Below are 17,019 nucleotides of genomic sequence, written 5' to 3' on the forward strand. Positions count from 1 at the left end.
AGCAGAAAATGACAAAAAAATTGCAGTCCCATTCTAAGATCATGTTTTTGAACAATAATTTTTCAGGCGACCTGCCGCTGCCGTGTTCGGGCAGCCTTGCGCAGCGGCCGCCACGCCACCAGCCCCACCATGATTGCAAGGTAGAGGATCGGCTCGAGCGGCCAGGCTTTCACCAGCCACAGGTAATGCGCGGCCGCCCCGATGCTTGCGGGATAGACAAGCCAGTGAATCCGCCCCCACAGCGCCGAGCCGAGCCTTCTGACCGAGCGGTCGTTCGACGTGAGCGCCACCGGAATCAGCGCCAGCAGGCTGATCGCCCCTAGAATGATGTAGGGCCGCTTGGTCAGATCCTCGCCGATCTGCGCCCAGTTCAGACGCAGGTCCAGGAACAGGTACACGGCGAAATGCATCACAACGTAGAAGAAGGCGAGAAGCCCGATCATGCGCCGGAACCGGATCAGGTTGACCCGCGCCACCCACAGGATCGGGCTGACACACAGGCTTGCGACCAGCAGCTGGAGCGCGATCTTGCCCAGCTCGTGTTCCAGCGCCTTGACCGGCTCTGGTCCCAGCCCCCCGGTGAGGCCCAGGTACCAAAGCCATGCTGCCGGGATCACGCCCAGGACATAGCCCGGCCAGGTCGGAACCCGGCGCAGGCTGCCATTGATCCGCTGCGCGAGGGTCATCAGTAGAACTTCGACAGATCCATGCCGGCGTAAAGCCCGGCCACCTCGTCGGCATAGCCGTTGAACATCTCGGTATCGCGGCGCGCGGCGAACAGCCCGCCGCCCACAACGCGCTCTGTCGCCTGGGACCAGCGCGGGTGGCTCACCTCCGGGTTCACGTTGGAATAGAAGCCGTACTCGTTGGGCGCCTGGAGGTTCCAGGTCGCCGGCGGCTCGTCCTCTGTCAGGGTGATCCGCACGATCGACTTGATCGACTTGAAACCGTATTTCCACGGCACGACCAGTCGCAGGGGGGCGCCGTTCTGGTTCGGCAACTCCTCTCCGTAAAGGCCGTTCGCCAGGATCGTCAGCGGGTGCATCGCCTCGTCAAGACGCAGCCCCTCGACATAGGGCCAGTCGAGCGACTGGAAGAGACCCTTCTGGCCCGGCATCTCTTCCGGGCGCACCAGCGTCTCGAAGGCGACGTATTTCGCGGAACCAAGCGGCTCGACCCGGTTCAGCAGCGTTCGCAACTCGAAACCGATCCAGGGCACCACCATCGACCACGCCTCGACGCAGCGCAGGCGATAGATCCGCTCCTCCAGCGTTGCCGGGACCAGATCCTCCAGCGCATAGGTGCCGGGCTTCGCCACCAGCCCGTCGATCGTGACGGACCAGGGGCTGGTCGTCAGACCGCCGGCCAGCCGCTTCGGATCGTCCTTGCCAAGGCCGAACTCGTAGAAGTTGTTGTAGGAGGTGATGTCCTCGAAGCTGTTCAGCTCGCCCGGCCGCTCTCCGGCAAAGGGGCGGTAATCCAGCTTCGCCGCCGCCGTGCCTGGCAGCATCGACGCCCCGGCCAGCGCGGCGCCGCCCGCCATCAGGCTGCGACGGTCGAGATACACGTCCTTCGGTGTGATCTCGGAGGATCGGATCTTCGGCGCGTGTCTGATCAGCATGTCGGTCTCCCGCTTATCCTGTCTGTGTACTTAGCGCTTCAATGCCATCTTTCCGTGTTGCACGGTGTCACGATACCGCGCGCTCCCGCCGGCGTGATCCACTACCGGAAGATGCGGCCCGCCATTCAAAGGATATAGTTTGCCGGCATCCGGCAGACAGCAATAAGGCCCGCCCGGATTACCGGGCGGGCCTTTGCAACGAGGCGGGCAACGTGGCGCTCAGTGCACCGCCGCCACCTTCGGGCGTGCATCGTCCGAAAAAGCCTGCCCGTTGATGATCAGCCCCTCGGCACCCGTATCGACATGTGCCGTCTCTCCGTCGCGGATGTCGCCTTTCAGCAGCATCTCGGCCAGCGGGTTCTGCAGGTACTTCTGGATCACCCGTTTCAACGGGCGGGCGCCGTAGACCGGGTCGTAGCCACGGTCGCCCAGCCACTTTCGGGCTGCGTCCGTCAGCTCGAGACCGATCTTCCGCGCGCCCAGCCGCTTTTCCAGCAGGCCCAGCTGGATGTCGACGATGCCGGTCATGTTCTCGCGGCTCAGCCGGTCGAACACGATCTGCTCGTCGAGGCGGTTCAGGAATTCGGGGCGGAAATGGCCCCTGACCGCCGCAAGCACCTGCTCGCGCACCGCGCCCGCATCCGCGCCATCGGGCAATTCGCTCAGAAGATGCGAGCCAAGGTTCGATGTCAGGATGATCAGCGTGTTCTTGAAATCGACCACGCGCCCCTGTCCGTCCGTCAGCCGCCCGTCATCGAGCACCTGCAAGAGCACGTTGAACACGTCGGGATGCGCCTTTTCGACCTCGTCGAACAGGATCACCTGATAGGGCCGGCGGCGCACCGCTTCGGTCAGCACACCCCCCTCGTCATAGCCGACATAGCCCGGAGGCGCGCCGATCAGGCGGGCGACGGCGTGCTTTTCCATGAACTCGGACATGTCCACCCGGGTCATGGCGCTGTCATCGTCGAACAGGAACTCGGCCAGCGCCTTGGTCAATTCGGTCTTGCCGACCCCGGTCGGGCCGAGGAACAGGAAGCTGCCCATCGGCCGGTTCGGATCGCTCAGCCCCGCACGCGCGCGGCGCACGGCGTTCGAGACTGCGACCACCGCCTCGCGCTGGCCGATGACGCGGCGGCCCAGCGCCTCTTCCATGCGCAGAAGCTTGTCGCGCTCGCCCTCGAGCATCTTGTCGACCGGAACCCCGGTCCAGCGCTCGACCACTGCGGCGACATGCTCGGGCAGGACGCGCTCCTTGTCCGCGATCCCGCCGCTGCGGCTCTCGGCCTCGGCGAGCTGCTTCTCGAGCCCTGGGATCACGCCGAACTGCAATTCGCCCGCACGCGCCAGGTTGCCCTGGCGCTTGACGATCTCCAGCTCGTTGCGGGCCTGGTCCAGCTGTTCCTTCAGCGTCGCCTCGCCCCTCATCTTGTCACGCTCGGACTGCCACTGGGCGGTCATCGCGTCGGATTTCTCCTTGAGCACCGCCAGCTCCTCGGTCAGCGCGGTCAGCCTGTCCTTCGAGGCGGGGTCGTTTTCCTTCTTCAGCGCCTCGGCCTCGATCTCCTTCTGCAGGATCTCGCGGTCCAGGCTGTCCAGCGCCTCGGGCTTGCTGTCGACCTCCATGCGCAGGCGGCTTGCCGCCTCGTCCATCAGGTCGATGGCCTTGTCGGGCAGGAAGCGGTCGGCGATGTAGCGGTGGCTGAGCGTCGCCGCGGCCACCAGCGCCCGGTCCGAGATCGCCACCCCGTGATGGACCTCGTACTTCTCCTTGATGCCACGCAGGATCGAGATGGTGTCCTCGACCGTCGGCTCCTGCACGAAGACGGGCTGGAAACGCCGCGCCAGCGCCGCGTCCTTCTCGACATGCTTGCGATACTCGTCCAGCGTGGTCGCCCCGATGCAGTGCAGCTCGCCCCGCGCCAGCGCCGGTTTCAGCAGGTTCGACGCGTCCATCGCACCGTCCGCCTTGCCCGCGCCGACCAGCGTGTGCATCTCGTCGATGAAAAGGATGATCTCGCCCGCGGCGTGGGTCACTTCGTTCAGCACCGCCTTCAGCCGCTCCTCGAACTCGCCCCGATACTTCGCGCCGGCGATCAGCGCGCCCATGTCGAGCGCCATCAGGCGCTTGTTCTCCAGGCTCTCGGGGACGTCGCGGTTCACGATGCGCAGGGCCAGCCCCTCGGCGATGGCGGTCTTGCCGACGCCGGGTTCGCCGATCAGCACGGGGTTGTTCTTCGTGCGGCGGCTCAGCACCTGCATGGCGCGGCGGATTTCCTCGTCGCGGCCGATGATCGGGTCGATCTTGCCCTCGCGCGCCGCCTCGGTCAGGTCGCGGGCATATTTCTTCAGCGCCTCGAAACTGTCCTCGGCGCTGGCCGAATCCGCCGTGCGCCCCTTGCGCAGGTCCGCGATCGCGACTTCCAGCCCCTGCGGCGTGACACCGCCATCCTTGAGGGCGCGCCCCGCATCGGACTTGCCAAGCGCAAGCGCCACAAGCAGCCGCTCGACGGTAACGAAGCTGTCGCCGGCCTTCTTGGCCAGCGCCTCGGCCTCGCCCAGCACCTTGGCGGTAGCGGTGTCGATATAAAGCTGTCCGGCCCCCTCGACCTGGGGCTGCTTCGCGAGCGACGCATTCACCGCACCCTGCACGAAGGCCGGGTCGCCGCCCGCGCGGCGGATGAGGTTCGCGGCGAAACCCTGCTCGTCGTCGAGCAGCGCCTTCAGCAGATGTTCCGGAACAAGCCGCTGGTGGCTTTCGCGCGCGGCAATGGTCTGAGCGGCCTGCACGAAGCCGCGTGCACGCTCGGTGAACTTGTCGAAGTTCATCGCATTTCTCCTTGTCTGGCACCCGGGATACGCCCAACGCTGGCACGCCTCCCAGGCCTCTGCATTGAAATGGGTTCGTGTCCGCAGCCCTGCAAGACCCTTGCATCGCAACCGGCCCTGCGGCACACCCGGCCGGACCCAGCCCGGAGATACCGCCATGCAGAACCCCAACGATCGCCTCATCGTCGCGCTCGACCTGCCGAACGCGCTGGAAGGGCTGCGCATGGCCGAACGGCTCGGGCCCGACGTCACCTTCTACAAGATCGGACTGGGCATGCTGACCGGCGGGGGCCTCGCCCTTGCTGACGAACTCAAGCAGAAGGGCAAGCGCGTCTTTCTCGACATGAAGCTGTTCGACATCCCCGCCACGGTAGAGGCGGCGGTCACCGGGCTCTGCCGCTGGGACATCGACTTCCTGACCGTCCATGGCGACCCGAACGTGGTCTCCGCGGCCGCTGCGGGGCGCGGCGACAAGCAGACGAAGATCCTTGCGGTGACGGTGCTGACATCCTCGGACCGCACCGATCTGGACCTGGCGTTGATGCGCCCCGGATCGGTGGCGGATATCGTGCTGGAGCGGGCGCGGCTTGCCTTCCTTGCCGGCGCCGACGGCGTCATCGCCTCGGCCGAGGAAGCCCGCGCGATCCGCGATCTGCCAGAGGCCCGGGGCAAGCTGATCGTGACCCCCGGCATCCGCCCGCTGGGCAGCGCCAAGGGCGACCAGAAGCGTATCGCGACGCCCGCGGGCGCGATCAACAACGGTGCGGATCACATCGTGGTCGGCCGCCCCGTCTGGAACGCGCCCGACCCCGCCGAGGCCGCGCGGTCGATCCTGGCTGAACTGCCGTGACGCTTAACGCGGGACGGCCCGCCCGCTGACCGACTTCGCCGTCAGCTTGCGCGCCAGCACCATCTCTCTGGGCTGCCATGCATAGTCCGGGTCGCTCTTGACCGGCGCCCAGAACAGCACGCCACCCTGCCTCCACGGATCGAGCACCAGCCCCTCGGCATAGCCGTCGCCCGTTCGGCTGACGATCAGCGTGCTGTGATCGATGCGGAACGGGTTGTCGGCATTGGCGATGGCCCGATGCAGTGTCAGGGTCCGGAACCCCTCCTGCGCCAACCGCGCCTGCAGGTCGTCTGCCCACTGGTAGCACAGGCCGCGCGGCCGCAGGCCCAGATTCACCTTTGTGTTGTGGACAAGCGGCGGGTCCGTCACGCCATAGGCCAGCGCCAGGCTGTGGCTGTATTCCTTGGCGATCCGCGCCGCGCGCGCGGCCTCTTCCGGGTCCACGCCGGGCCCGAGATCGGCGATACCCCGCGTCAGCGCCTCGATCCCGGCAGCGGTCGGGGCGGGTGGCGGTCCTTCGGGGCGGGGGGCGCAGGCCCCCAGCAGCAAGGTCGTCAGCAAAAGGGCAAGGCGAAGCATCTGGTTCCGGTCGGCTCTGGCGTCTGCCCAGACTGTAGCGCCCCCGCGCCCACCGTTCCACGCCCCTTGCGCCAGTGCTATCGTGCCGGCATGGAAACGCTCTGCCGCGATTGCTGCCGCCTGATCCCGGCGCCGGGACGCTGCCCGCACTGCGGCAGCCCGCGGCTGCTGTCCCATCCGGAACTCACGCGGCTGTCGATCGCCCATATCGATTGCGACGCTTTCTACGCCTCGGTCGAGAAGCGCGACGATCCCGCGCTGCGCGACCGCCCGCTGATCGTGGGGGGCGGGCAGCGGGGCGTGGTGACCACCGCCTGCTATATCGCCCGGATCAAGGGCGTGCGGTCGGCCATGCCGATGTTCCAGGCCCTGAAACTCTGCCCCGAGGCCGCGGTGGTCCGTCCGCGGATGGATGCCTATGTCGCCGTTTCACGCCAGATCCGCGCCCTGATGGAAGATCTGACCCCGCTGGTCGAGCCGCTGTCGCTGGACGAGGCGTTTCTGGACCTGTCCGGCACCGACCGGCTGCATCATGCGCCACCCGCCGTGCTGATGGCGCGGCTGGTGCGCCGGATCGAAACAGAGATCGGCGTGACCGCCTCGGTCGGGCTGTCGCACAACAAGTTCCTCGCCAAGATCGCATCCGACCTGGAAAAGCCGCGCGGCTTCTCGGTGCTGGGTGTGGCCGAAGCGCCGGAATTCCTTGCGCGGCAGAAGGTCGGGATGATCTGGGGTGTCGGCGCATCGACCCGCGAAACGCTGGCACAGGACGGGATCCGGACCATCGCCGACCTGCTGCGCCGTGACCGGCGCGACCTGATCGCGCGTTACGGCCAGATGGGCGAACGGCTCTACCGGCTTGCTCGGGGGGAGGACACGCGCCCCGTATCGCCCGGATCGGCGGCGAAATCCGTGTCGAACGAGACGACTTTTTCACATGACATCACGGACCCCGACCTGCTGGACGGCCATCTCTGGAGGCTGGCGGACAAGGTATCGGCGCGGCTCAAGGCGCAGGACCTGGCCGGGCGCGTCGTCACGCTGAAACTGAAGCGCGCCGACCATCGCCTCCTGACACGCCGCGTGGCCCTGCCAGAGCCGACACAACTTGCGGGCGTGATCCATGCCAGTGCCGGGCCGCTGCTGGCACGCGCCCTGCCGGAAGCGCCGTTCCGGCTGCTGGGTATCGGACTGTCGGAACTGGGATCCGGCGCGCAGGCCGATCTGTCAGCGGATCTGCTGGACCCGGAGGCCAGGCGCCGGCACGCCGCCGAGCGGGCAGCGGACAGGATTCGCGCCCGTTTCGGCACGGATGCGATCGTGAAGGGGCGGGCACTGCGCTGATCATGCCGGCACAGGCGCTTGTGACCTGCCGCAGGTGCCTGTTTTTCGAACGAATGTGCCACAGGCTTGGGCAGTCAGCGCGCCTGGCGCATTTTCCGCACCTCATCACGTTCCGGCGCATTGACTATGCTGCGACGCACAATAATATCGGTCCAATGATGCGCTGCATCATACGCCCGTTCCGGGCGTTTCCTCCCCAGACTTGGGCCGCGCCTCGTGCGCGGCCTTTTTTTGTGGAGAGACAGGGCTATTCGGCAGCCAATGGGGTCGCCGCGTCGCCCAGCCGCGCCATCTGCGCAAGGATCGCGGAAAGCCGCGCCGCCACATCCTCGAAGCGGTCGTTCGGAACCAGCCGACGCTCATCCATGTAGAGCGCACGGTCGATCTCGATCTGAAGGGCATGCATGTTGCGCGACGGGCGGCCGTAATGCTGCGTGATATAGCCCCCCGCAAAGGGCGCATTGCGGGCCACGACGAAACCCTGCGCGGTGAACAACTCGGCCGCCGCCTCGATCACCCAGCGCGCGCAGGCCGCGCCGAAGCGGTCGCCCAGCACGACATCCGGCCGCCGCCCCCGAACCATCGGGGCGGAACACAGCGCGTCGTGCGGCATGGAGTGGCAGTCGAACAGAAGCGCCACGCCGAATGTATCGCGCTGGCGCGACAGAAGCGCCTCGAGCTGTTCGTGATAGGGGTGGTAGCCCAGGCGCAGCCGCTTGAGCGCCTCGCGCAGCGGGATCTTGCCCTGGCGGATCGGTCGCCCCTCGGCCACCACGCGCGGGATCACGCCCAGCCCGGCAGAGACCCTTGGATTGGCGCAACGCCGCTGCGCCCCGGCGATCAGGGCCGGATCCAGCTCGTCCGCGGCGCGGTTCACGTCGACATAGGCCCGTGGCAGGGTCGCCGCCAGAAGCGGCGCGCCATGATCCGGGGCCGCGGCATAGAGGCGGTCCACGAAGGCGTCCTCGGACGAACGGATCATCATGGGATCGAGATCCGCAGAGGCAAGGAAATCCGCGGGATAGGCCGTTCCCGAATGGGGCGAGCTGAACACCGCCGGAGATGTCCATTCGCGCGGTTCGCTCAGGATGAAAGGCTTTGTCACTGCCACGATGCTCCGGCTCGGTTGGAACGGAATGTAATGCAAAGCGGTGGCTGGCAAAAGGTCTTGAACCCGTCACCGACTCCTTTTATACGAACGCCTCACGCGGGGGTCGCTTCGGCCCTTGTGACCAGTTTCGGGCGTATAGCTCAGCGGGAGAGCACTTCGTTGACATCGAAGGGGTCACTGGTTCAATCCCAGTTACGCCCACCATTCACCCCGCCGCCGCAAGGCGCAAACCGCAACCAGGGCGCAGGCAACGCCGCGCGCCAAGAGAGACAAGGAGAACGACCATGAAGGTCAGGAACTCGCTTCGGTCCCTCAAGCAGCGCCACCGCGATTGCCGGATCGTGCGCCGCAAGGGTCGGGTCTATGTGATCAACAAGACCCAGCGCCGCTTCAAGGCCCGCCAAGGCTGAAACGCCGCCAGATAGATACGAAAAAGCCGCCCTCCGGGCGGCTTTCTTGTTTCAGGGCACCCACGGCAACCTTATCGCCCGCCCACCAGGCGCTGCATCGTATCGTTGTCCAGATAGCCGCTGACGGTCAGGCCGTTGCGGTCCTGGAAACTGCGGATAGCCCCGCGTGCCGTATCGTCGATGCGGCCATCGACCGTACCGGGATTGAAGCCCAGTAGCGCCAGCCGCGCCTCGATAAGCAGGATCGACGCGATGTTGAGACCCTGGCGACGCTCTTCCTCGCGGGCGCGTTCGACGGCGCGCTCTTCCTCCCTTGAGGCATCGCGCAGCGCCTCGATCCGATTCTCCGCGCGTTCGGCGAACATCCCGCGCGGGTAGCGGTCAAGATAGTCGCTATAGGCAGCGATCGTGTCCTGCGACTGCGCGGCGGCCCAGGTCTCGCGGTCGGCCCGCTCGCGCGGGGATTCGACGTCGCCGCCCAGCGCGACAATGCGTTCGCGCGCACGCTCGACGAACAGCCCGTCGGGATGCGCGTCGAGATAGCGGCGATAACCCGCGATCGTGTCTGCATCCTGGGCCCGCGCCCAGTCCTGCCGGTCGGCCCGCTCGGCCTCGAGCACGGCAATGCGCTCTTCGGCGCGCCGCGCGAATATCCCGCGCGGATAGCGGTCGAGATAGCGGCGATAGGCCTCGACCGAGTCGGTGCCCTGTGCCGTCGCCCAGGCGTCGCGGTCCGCGCGTTCCCTCGCGGCCTGCTCGGCGCGCGCGGCATCGGCGTCGCGCGCCAGCTGGTCGATCTCCCGGCGGGTCAGGTAGCCGTCCGCCTCGCGCCCGGCCTCTTCTTCCCATGCACGGATCGCGGCGCGGGTGCCGGGACCGAAGATGCCGTCGATCCCGCGGGTATTCTGGCCCAGCGCCGTCAGGTTGCGCTGGATTTCGCGCCGCTGTTCGACGCTCAGGCCCAGGGCCGCCTCCATCGCCTCGGGTGTCGCGGGCTCAGGCTCGGGGGATGGCGTCGGGGCCGGGGCGGCAGGCGTGCTGCCGGTGCGGCCCAGGCGCAGATCCGCGGAAAGATCACCCTCGAACACGACCCCGGCTGCCGTCGCGTCGATTGCCGTCGGCGGCAGACCGGCACCGATCATCGCCCCCGTCACCAGTCCGGACACCGTATCGGGCGCCCCCCGCATCACCACGACGCCGTCGGGAACGCTGAGCGTCAGGCCGGGCGCGTCCGGGGCGGCGGCCCGGCCAAGCGCCAAGAAGCTCTGCCCAGGGCTTTGAGTGGCGAAATCGAGAAACAGCCCGAGAGGCACGCCCGATGTCAGTAGCGCCGTACTGCTTTCCCCCTCCGCCTCGCGCGGAAGAAGGACCGGGACGCCGCCCGCCTGTTCCATCCGGCCGGTCAGGTGGATAACCAGGCGGTCGGCATCCTCAAGCTCGGCCTCGAAATCCTCGAGCAGGCGCGCGAGGTCAGCGCGGTCCAGATCGAAGCCCTCGGTTATGTCGTATCCCGCATCCCTGTAGGCGCGCACCCGCGCATCATGCGCGGGCTCCGCCCCCAGAAGCGCGCCGCTTTCGGTCAGAACCAGCGCCATGTCCGCCGCCCAGAGCGGCCCGGCCCCGAGAGCCAGCGCAAGCATCGAGGTCAGCGCGGTGCGTCGAGGGGTCATGGCGAGCATCCTTCATGTGTCAGTCATAACTGCGGCGATCGTCGATCACCTTGCCATCATTGGGCAAACTGCCCTGCGGCACAATCTCCACCCGGCCACGCAGCTTGAGAACGGCGGAAAGACTCTCGCCCAGCGCAGCCTCGTCCGCCGCGGCACCGTCAGCCTGGACCAGCATCGCGTCCTGCTCTCCCTCGCGGGTGACGACGATACGCAGCCGCCCCGCCTCCGGGTGGCGGGCAGCCAGTTGGGCGACCTGTTCGGGGCGCACGAACATGCCCTTGATCTTTGTCGTCTGGTCGGCCCGGCCCATCCAGCCCTTGATGCGCATGTTCGTTCGCCCGCAGGGACTTTCCCCCGGCAGAACCGCGGACAGATCGCCGGTGGCGAAACGGATCAGCGGATAGTCGGGGTTGAGCGTGGTCACCACGACCTCGCCCACCTCGCCGTCCGGGACCGGATCGCCGGTGCCGGGGCGCACGATCTCGACCAGCACCCCCTCGTCTACGATCATCCCCTCCATCGCGTCCGACTCGTAGGCGATCAGGCCCAGGTCGGCGGTGGCATAGCACTGGCGGCAGGTGATGCCGCGCCCCTCGTATGCCGCCCGCAGCGAGGGGAACAGCGCCCCGCCCGAGACGGCGGCCTTGCGGATCGACAGGCTCAGGCCCAGCGCATCCGCCCTGTCGAGGATCGCCTTCAGGAAATCGGGCGTGCCCGCATAGGCGGTGACGCCAAGCGCGGCGCCGGCCTGCGCCTGCAACTCCGTCTGTCCGGTGCCGGCTGGCACGACGGTCGCGGCCACCGCTGCGATGGCATTTTCGAACATCGCGCCCGCCGGGGTCAGGTGGTAGGAAAAGCAGTTCTGCACGATGTCGCCGGGGCCGATCCCGAGCGCGTGCAGGAAGCGGCCGAAGCGCCACCAGTCACGGGTCGTGTCGCCCGGCTCGAAGATGGGCCCGGGCGACATGTAGAGATGGTGGAACGCGGTCGCAGGCCGGGTGGCAAAGCCCCCCAGGGGCGGGTTCGCGGCCTGTGGTCCCATCAGGTCGGCCTTGCGCAACACCGGCAGCCGCGCCAGCGCCTGCCGGTCGGTGATCGTTGCGGCATCCACCTCTCCGAGAAGCGCCGCCATGGATGGCGCGCGTTCCTGTGCGTTGGCGATCTGCGCGGGCAGCGCGCGCGCCCAGTGCGCTTCGCGTTCCTCGGGGCTGCGGGTTTCCAGATCGTCGTAATGCGCCAAGCGTTCGGTCATCGCGCGCCTTTCTCTTTTTCGGTGATGCCCCACCCCCTTACGACAGCCAGCGTTTCCGGCGCCGATAGCTGCGCACGTCGCGGAAGGACTTCCGCCCCTTGTCGGACATGCCAAGGTAGAACTCCTTCACGTCCGGGTTCTCGCGCAGCTGTGTGGCGGGGCCATCCATCACGATCCGCCCCGACTCGAGGATATAGCCGTAATGGGCGAAACGCAGGGCGACGTTGGTGTTCTGCTCAGCCAGAAGGAAGCTGACACCCTCGTTCTCGTTCAGCGCCTTGACGATGCCGAAGATCTCCTCGACCAGTTGCGGCGCAAGCCCCATGGACGGCTCGTCCAGAAGCACCGTCTCGGGCCGGCTCATCAGGGCCCGGCCGATGGCGCACATCTGCTGCTCGCCGCCGGAGGTATAGCCGGCCTGGCTCTTGCGGCGCTCCTTCAGGCGGGGGAAATAGGCGTAGACCATTTCCAGATCCGCCGCGACCGCGCCCTTGCCGTCACGCCGGGTATAGGCCCCGGTCATCAGGTTTTCCTCGATGGTCAGGTGCTCGAAACAGTGGCGCCCCTCCATCACCTGGATGACGCCCTTCTTCACCAGGTCCGAGGGGCTGAGATTGCCCACCCTCTCGCCACGGTAGAGGATCGAGCCCTTCGTGATCTCTCCCCGCTCGGAGTGGAGAAGATTGGAAATCGCCTTGAGCGTGGTCGTCTTGCCCGCGCCGTTGCCGCCCAGAAGCGCGGTGACCCCGCCCTTTGGCACCGACAGGCTGACGCCCTTCAGCACCAGGATGACGTGGTTGTAGATCACCTCGATATTGTTGACCTCGAGCAGGGGCTGCTCGTCCGGGGTCGTGTCGCGCATCGGCTCCTCCGAGGGGTGCCGCGCCCCGCCATGGGGCGCGGCGGGTTGCGTCAGTTGCAGCTGCGCGGGGTGATGCCGCTTTCCGCGGCGAAGGCGGCGCTGTCCTCCTTCACGAGCACGTCGATCACGCTGCGATCGGCGGTCATGAAATCGGTGATCGCGTTCCACACCTTCGCCTCGGCGTCCCACTGCTGCACCAGCGCCTTGCCGGGGCCGGAATGGTTGGCACAGGTCACGGTGATCTCGGGGGCGAAATCGGGCAGCCCAAGCTCGGCCATCCGCGCCGAGGTGATCTCCAGCGCCTCCATCCCGTCGCGCATCATCGCGGGCGTGATGTCGGCCACGCCATGGATCTCCTGCGCCCTGCGCGCCGCCTCGGCGGCCAGCATCGCTGCATAGAGCCCACGGTTGTACTGCACCTGGCCGATGCTCTGCCCGTCACCGGCGGCAAGGCCCTTGTCCACGACATGGGTCTGGATGTCCTCGAAGATCGGGAAGCCGGTACCGACGCCGGTGAAGTTCACCGACTTGTAGCCATGCGCGCCCTGCCCTGCCGGCAGCACGTCGGGCTCGGCCCCGGACCACCACACGCCGATGAAGTTCTCCATCGGGTAGCGGATGTTCGCGGCCTCCTGCACGGCGACCTGGTTCATGACGCCCCAGCCCCAGAAGAACACGAAATCGGGCCGTTCGCGACGGATCTGAAGCCATTGCGACTTCTGCTCCTGCCCGGGGCTGTCCACCGGAATGAGGGTCAGGTTGTAACCCTCGTTCTTGGCGATCTCTTCCAGCGTGCGGATCGGCTCCTTGCCATAGGCGGAGTTGTGGTAGAGCAGCGCGATCGTCTTGCCCTCCAGGCTGCCGCCCGACACGTCCTTGGCGTGCTGGACCATGATCGCCGCGGCATCCCAGTAGGTTCCGGGATAGTTGAAGATCCAGTTGAACACGGTGCCATCCGCGGCCGAGGTGCGGCCATAGCCCATCGAGTGCATCGGGATCCCGTCGGCGGTCACCTTGGGGATCAGCTGGTAGGTGATGCCGGTCGAAAGCGGCTGGTAGACCAGCGCGCCCAGCCCCTTGGTCGCCTCGTAGCACTCGACACCCTTTTCGGTGTTGTAGGCGGTCTCGCATTCGGGCACCTGCACCCGCACGCCGCCGATGCCGCCATCCCGCTCGTTCAGAAGCGTGAAGTAGTCGGCATAGCCATCGGCGAAGGGGATGCCGCTCGCGGCGAAGGGGCCGGTCCGGTAGCTGAGCGACGGGAACACCAGATCCGCCAGCGCCGGGCTTGCGCCCATGACGCCGGCCAGCGCCAGCGTCGCCATTTTCTTCAGTCTCATGTCAATCCTCCCTTTGGATCGGTGATGTGCGCGCCCCGGGTTTTCCCGGTGGCTCATTTGGGCCCGCCCTAGTGCGGGAAGGGCCAGAGTCGCAGCTTCTCCTTCACGGTGCGCCAGAGGGCGGCCAGCCCATGCGGCTCGAGAATGAGAAAGACGATGATCAGCGCACCGAGGATGACGAACTCGAAATGCGCCGCGATGTCGGTGGGCCAGCCCAGGCCACCCACCATCACGTTCTTCAGGAACACCGGCAGCAGCACGATGAAGGCCGCCCCCGCGAAGGAGCCGAAGATCGAGCCGAGCCCGCCTATGATGATCATGAACAGTGCAAGGAAGGACTTGTTGATGCCGAAGGCCTCTCCGACCTCGACCGCGCCCAGATAGACCGAGAAGAACAGCGCGCCGCCGACGCCCACGAAGAAGGACGACACGGCAAAGGCCGACAGCTTGGCGCGGAGCGGGTTCACGCCGATGATCTCGGCGGCGATGTCCATGTCGCGAATGGCCATCCAGGACCGGCCCAGGCGGCCGCGCGTCAGGTTGCGCGCGACCCAGGCCATGGCGAACAGGATCACGAGGCAGAACAGGTATTTCGCTTCGGGCGCCGCGTTGGGGCCGGTCACGGCAAATCCGAGGACGGTCCGCTCCTGCGTGGTGATCTGGCCCGAGGCGGAGTAGTTGTAGAACCACGGCACCCGGTTGAAGAGCCAGACCAGGAAGAATTGCGCCGCCAGTGTCGCGACCGCCAGGTAGAAGCCCTTGATCCGAAGCGACGGCAGGCCGAACAGCATCCCCACCGCGGCGGTGACACCGCCCGACAGAAGCACGACGAACAGGATGTTCAGGTCCGGCACCGCCGTCATGATCTTGTAGGAGGCATAGGCGCCCACCGCCATGAACCCCCCGGTTCCCAGGCTGACCTGGCCGCAATACCCCGTCAGGATGTTCAGCCCGATAGCGATGATCGACCAGATCAGGAACGGGATCAGGACCGCGTTGGCGCTGTATTCCGTGATGAAGAGCGGAATGGCAAGGAAGGCCACCGCCAGCACCGCGTAATAGCGCCAGCGGTCAAATGCGATGGGAAAGGTCTGCCCGTCGGCCGCATAGCTCGTCTTGAAGTCGCCTGCCTCGCGGTAGAACATCGACTAGTGCCTCGCTCCCGTGTTCCCGGGCGTCTCGAACCAGGGAAAGACCTCGAACAATTCGCGGGCCCGCCACCACAGAAGCACGAGCCCGAGCACCAGCGCCGGCAGGAACCACAGCCCGAAGGCGGTTCCTCCGACCAGCAGCGCCAGCGCGAAGCCGCCCCAGACGACAAAGCGATCCGCGTCCGGGTGCCGCGGATCCATCATCGGCAGGAACTCCCGCAGGACGGCAAGACAGACGAGCGCCAGCGCCGCGATCATCGCGATACCCAGCACCGCGGCAGAGACAGGCCCCATGAACGGGCGCAGCAGAAGAAGCGCATAGGCGCCAAGGCCGGCCGCCACCACCACGCGAGGCGGCAGCGTCTCGTCCTCGGTGAACAGGCGGTCGATCAGCTTGCGCATCGTCCTCAGACCCTTTCGATGATCTTTTCGCCGAACAGGCCCTGCGGCCGGAACACGAGGAACAGAAGCGCCAGCACATAGGCGAACCAGTTCTCGGTCGCACCGCCGATCAGCGGGCCGACGGTGAACTCGAACAGCTTCTCGCCCACCCCGATGATCAACCCGCCCACGATGGCGCCGGGAATAGAGGTGAAGCCGCCCAGCATCAGCACCGGCAGCGCCTTGAGCGCGATCAGCGACAGCGAGAACTGCACCCCCAGCTTCGCACCCCACATGATGCCGGCGATCAGCGCGACGAAGCCCGCGATGGACCACACGATGACCCAGATGACCCGAAGCGAGATGCCCACCGACAGCGCCGCCTGGTGGTCGTCGGCCACCGCGCGCAGGGCGCGCCCGATCCGGGTGTATTGCGAGAACAGCATCAGCCCGATCACCAGCACCACGGCGATCATCGTGGCCCAGACGTCGAGCAGGTCGATATACATGCCGTAATAGTCGGTGCCCTCGGCTGCCCAGCCCATGGTCACTTCTTCCAGCCAGAAAGAGCCGCCCGACGGCAGGCCGACATCAAGCGACTTGATGTCCGAGCCCCACATCAGGTCGCCGAAGCCTTCCATGAAATAGGCAAGCCCGATGGTCGCCATGAACAGGATGATCGGCTCCTGGTTGACCAGGTGCTTCAGGACCAGCGCCTCGACCGCCCAGGCGAAAAGCACCATCACCGCCATCGTCAGCAGGATCGCCAGCAAGGTGGGCACGTTCCAGCCGAAGTCGTGAAGGTCGGTGCCCAGCGTCGCATTGATCAGATGCGCGAAAGGGATCTGCCCCTGCTGGATACCCACCAGCGTGAGGGCGGCGAACAGGGCCATGATGCCCTGCGCGTAGTTGAAGATGCCAGAGGCCTTGAAGATCAGCACGAAGCCCAGCGCCACCAGCGCGTAAAGCACACCGGCCATCAGGCCGTTCAGGATCACTTCCAGCAGATAAAGGAATTGCGGGCTCATTGACTCGGGGCGCTCCCTGCTGCGGGGTTTTCCTCGGTCCGGGTGAACAGGGCGCCCAGGCGCCCCTCGGGCAGGTTCGCGACATGGATGCGAACGTAGCCATCCGCGGCCGGCGCGTAGAGATAGAGCCCCCGCTGGTCGCGCGGGCCAAGCGGCAGTTCACCCTCCAGCACCAGGGCGCCGGAAGCGACCCTTTCGGCCAGCGCCGCCGACAGCGCGTCCCGGTCCACCCCCTCGGCCAGCACCTGGCACGCATGCGGCGCGGAGGGGCTGACGACCACGACGCCCGGATGCGAAGTGCGCCAGACGATCCCGTCGCCCGCCGGCAGCAGCGCGCTTGCCAGCGCCGGCTCGGCCGGACGGACGCCGAGGACGGGAAAGACCCCATCCGCGGCCAGCTTGGGCAGGCAGTTCTGTTCCATCGCCCGGATCATCTCCGTTGCCGCGTCCCTGTCACCGGCCACCTGCTGGGCGGCCGCGCTGCCCGCCACAAGCACGGCCAGCAGCATCATCACTCGCTGTCCCACACTCGACACCCTCGTTACGCCTGTTCCCGAAGCTTACACCCGTTTCGGGAATTCCCCCCGTCAC

General features: G+C 66.9%; 16 protein-coding genes and 1 tRNA gene. 4 read left to right on the top strand and 13 right to left on the bottom strand.

Translation table 11 applies throughout. The features are described 5' to 3' along the window. Positions 1 to 62: 62 nt before the first annotated feature. The 3 genes from msrQ to clpB form a co-directional block, all read right to left on the bottom strand. A complete protein-coding gene (gene msrQ / locus HMH01_RS00005; RefSeq protein WP_171321228.1) occupies positions 63 to 686 on the bottom strand; it encodes a protein-methionine-sulfoxide reductase heme-binding subunit MsrQ in 624 nt (207 codons plus the stop codon). Beyond that, complete coding sequence (gene msrP, locus HMH01_RS00010) at positions 686 to 1,621, bottom strand: protein-methionine-sulfoxide reductase catalytic subunit MsrP (RefSeq protein WP_171321230.1); 936 nt, start codon at positions 1,619 to 1,621, stop codon at positions 686 to 688. The genes msrQ and msrP overlap by 1 nt, the downstream gene beginning before the upstream one ends. Positions 1,622 to 1,840: 219 nt before the next feature. Then, positions 1,841 to 4,450, bottom strand: coding sequence for an ATP-dependent chaperone ClpB (gene clpB, locus HMH01_RS00015; protein ID WP_171321232.1), 2,610 nt, complete (start codon positions 4,448 to 4,450; stop codon positions 1,841 to 1,843). A gap of 157 nt (positions 4,451 to 4,607) precedes the next feature. Between clpB and pyrF the strand changes: the two genes are divergently transcribed. Further along, the gene (gene pyrF / locus HMH01_RS00020; protein ID WP_171321233.1) at positions 4,608 to 5,300 is read left to right on the top strand and encodes an orotidine-5'-phosphate decarboxylase; all 693 of its coding nucleotides are present in this window, start codon (positions 4,608 to 4,610) and stop codon (positions 5,298 to 5,300) included. Between the two features lie 3 nt (positions 5,301 to 5,303). On the opposite strand, the gene HMH01_RS00025 is transcribed toward pyrF, so the two are convergent. Beyond that, entirely contained in the window at positions 5,304 to 5,879 is a 576-nt protein-coding gene (locus tag HMH01_RS00025; RefSeq protein ID WP_171321235.1) for a hypothetical protein, read from the bottom strand. Between the two features lie 90 nt (positions 5,880 to 5,969). Here HMH01_RS00025 and HMH01_RS00030 point away from each other — a divergent pair, with 90 nt between their 5' ends. Continuing rightward, positions 5,970 to 7,223, top strand: coding sequence for a DNA polymerase IV (locus HMH01_RS00030; RefSeq protein WP_171321237.1), 1,254 nt, complete (start codon positions 5,970 to 5,972; stop codon positions 7,221 to 7,223). Between the two features lie 247 nt (positions 7,224 to 7,470). Here HMH01_RS00030 and HMH01_RS00035 read toward each other — a convergent pair whose 3' ends face one another. After that, positions 7,471 to 8,328: an N-formylglutamate amidohydrolase gene (locus HMH01_RS00035; RefSeq protein ID WP_171321239.1), complete on the bottom strand. Its 858-nt coding sequence runs from the start codon at positions 8,326 to 8,328 to the stop codon at positions 7,471 to 7,473. A gap of 135 nt (positions 8,329 to 8,463) precedes the next feature. Between HMH01_RS00035 and HMH01_RS00040 the strand changes: the two genes are divergently transcribed. Both HMH01_RS00040 and ykgO read left to right on the top strand, forming a co-directional pair. After that, positions 8,464 to 8,538: transfer RNA gene (locus HMH01_RS00040), tRNA-Val, on the top strand. An 80-nt stretch (positions 8,539 to 8,618) separates the two neighbouring features. Continuing rightward, on the top strand, positions 8,619 to 8,744 hold the full coding sequence (gene ykgO, locus HMH01_RS00045; RefSeq protein WP_008231708.1) for a type B 50S ribosomal protein L36: 126 nt from the start codon (positions 8,619 to 8,621) through the stop codon (positions 8,742 to 8,744). A 71-nt stretch (positions 8,745 to 8,815) separates the two neighbouring features. On the opposite strand, the gene HMH01_RS00050 is transcribed toward ykgO, so the two are convergent. The 8 genes from HMH01_RS00050 to HMH01_RS00085 form a co-directional block, all read right to left on the bottom strand. Further along, positions 8,816 to 10,414 (bottom strand): peptidoglycan-binding protein, encoded by a 1,599-nt coding sequence (locus HMH01_RS00050; protein WP_171321248.1) that lies wholly within the window; start codon positions 10,412 to 10,414, stop codon positions 8,816 to 8,818. Between the two features lie 19 nt (positions 10,415 to 10,433). Beyond that, positions 10,434 to 11,654 (bottom strand): phenylacetate--CoA ligase family protein, encoded by a 1,221-nt coding sequence (locus HMH01_RS00055; RefSeq protein ID WP_171325104.1) that lies wholly within the window; start codon positions 11,652 to 11,654, stop codon positions 10,434 to 10,436. A 49-nt stretch (positions 11,655 to 11,703) separates the two neighbouring features. Continuing rightward, complete coding sequence (locus HMH01_RS00060) at positions 11,704 to 12,528, bottom strand: ABC transporter ATP-binding protein (RefSeq protein ID WP_171321250.1); 825 nt, start codon at positions 12,526 to 12,528, stop codon at positions 11,704 to 11,706. A 50-nt stretch (positions 12,529 to 12,578) separates the two neighbouring features. After that, entirely contained in the window at positions 12,579 to 13,868 is a 1,290-nt protein-coding gene (locus tag HMH01_RS00065) for an ABC transporter substrate-binding protein (protein ID WP_171321252.1), read from the bottom strand. Positions 13,869 to 13,936: 68 nt separating this feature from the next. Beyond that, positions 13,937 to 15,013, bottom strand: a complete 1,077-nt coding sequence (locus HMH01_RS00070) for a branched-chain amino acid ABC transporter permease (RefSeq protein WP_171321254.1) — start codon at positions 15,011 to 15,013, stop codon at positions 13,937 to 13,939. A gap of 3 nt (positions 15,014 to 15,016) precedes the next feature. Then, on the bottom strand, positions 15,017 to 15,421 hold the full coding sequence (locus HMH01_RS00075; protein WP_171321256.1) for a hypothetical protein: 405 nt from the start codon (positions 15,419 to 15,421) through the stop codon (positions 15,017 to 15,019). Positions 15,422 to 15,426: 5 nt separating this feature from the next. Next, positions 15,427 to 16,428 (bottom strand): branched-chain amino acid ABC transporter permease, encoded by a 1,002-nt coding sequence (locus HMH01_RS00080; protein WP_171321258.1) that lies wholly within the window; start codon positions 16,426 to 16,428, stop codon positions 15,427 to 15,429. Then, positions 16,425 to 16,940: a hypothetical protein gene (locus tag HMH01_RS00085; RefSeq protein ID WP_171321260.1), complete on the bottom strand. Its 516-nt coding sequence runs from the start codon at positions 16,938 to 16,940 to the stop codon at positions 16,425 to 16,427. The genes HMH01_RS00080 and HMH01_RS00085 overlap by 4 nt, the downstream gene beginning before the upstream one ends. Between the last annotated feature and the right edge of the window lie 79 nt (positions 16,941 to 17,019).

The sequence above is a fragment of the Halovulum dunhuangense genome (genome assembly GCF_013093415.1).
GTDB lineage: Bacteria > Pseudomonadota > Alphaproteobacteria > Rhodobacterales > Rhodobacteraceae > Halovulum > Halovulum dunhuangense.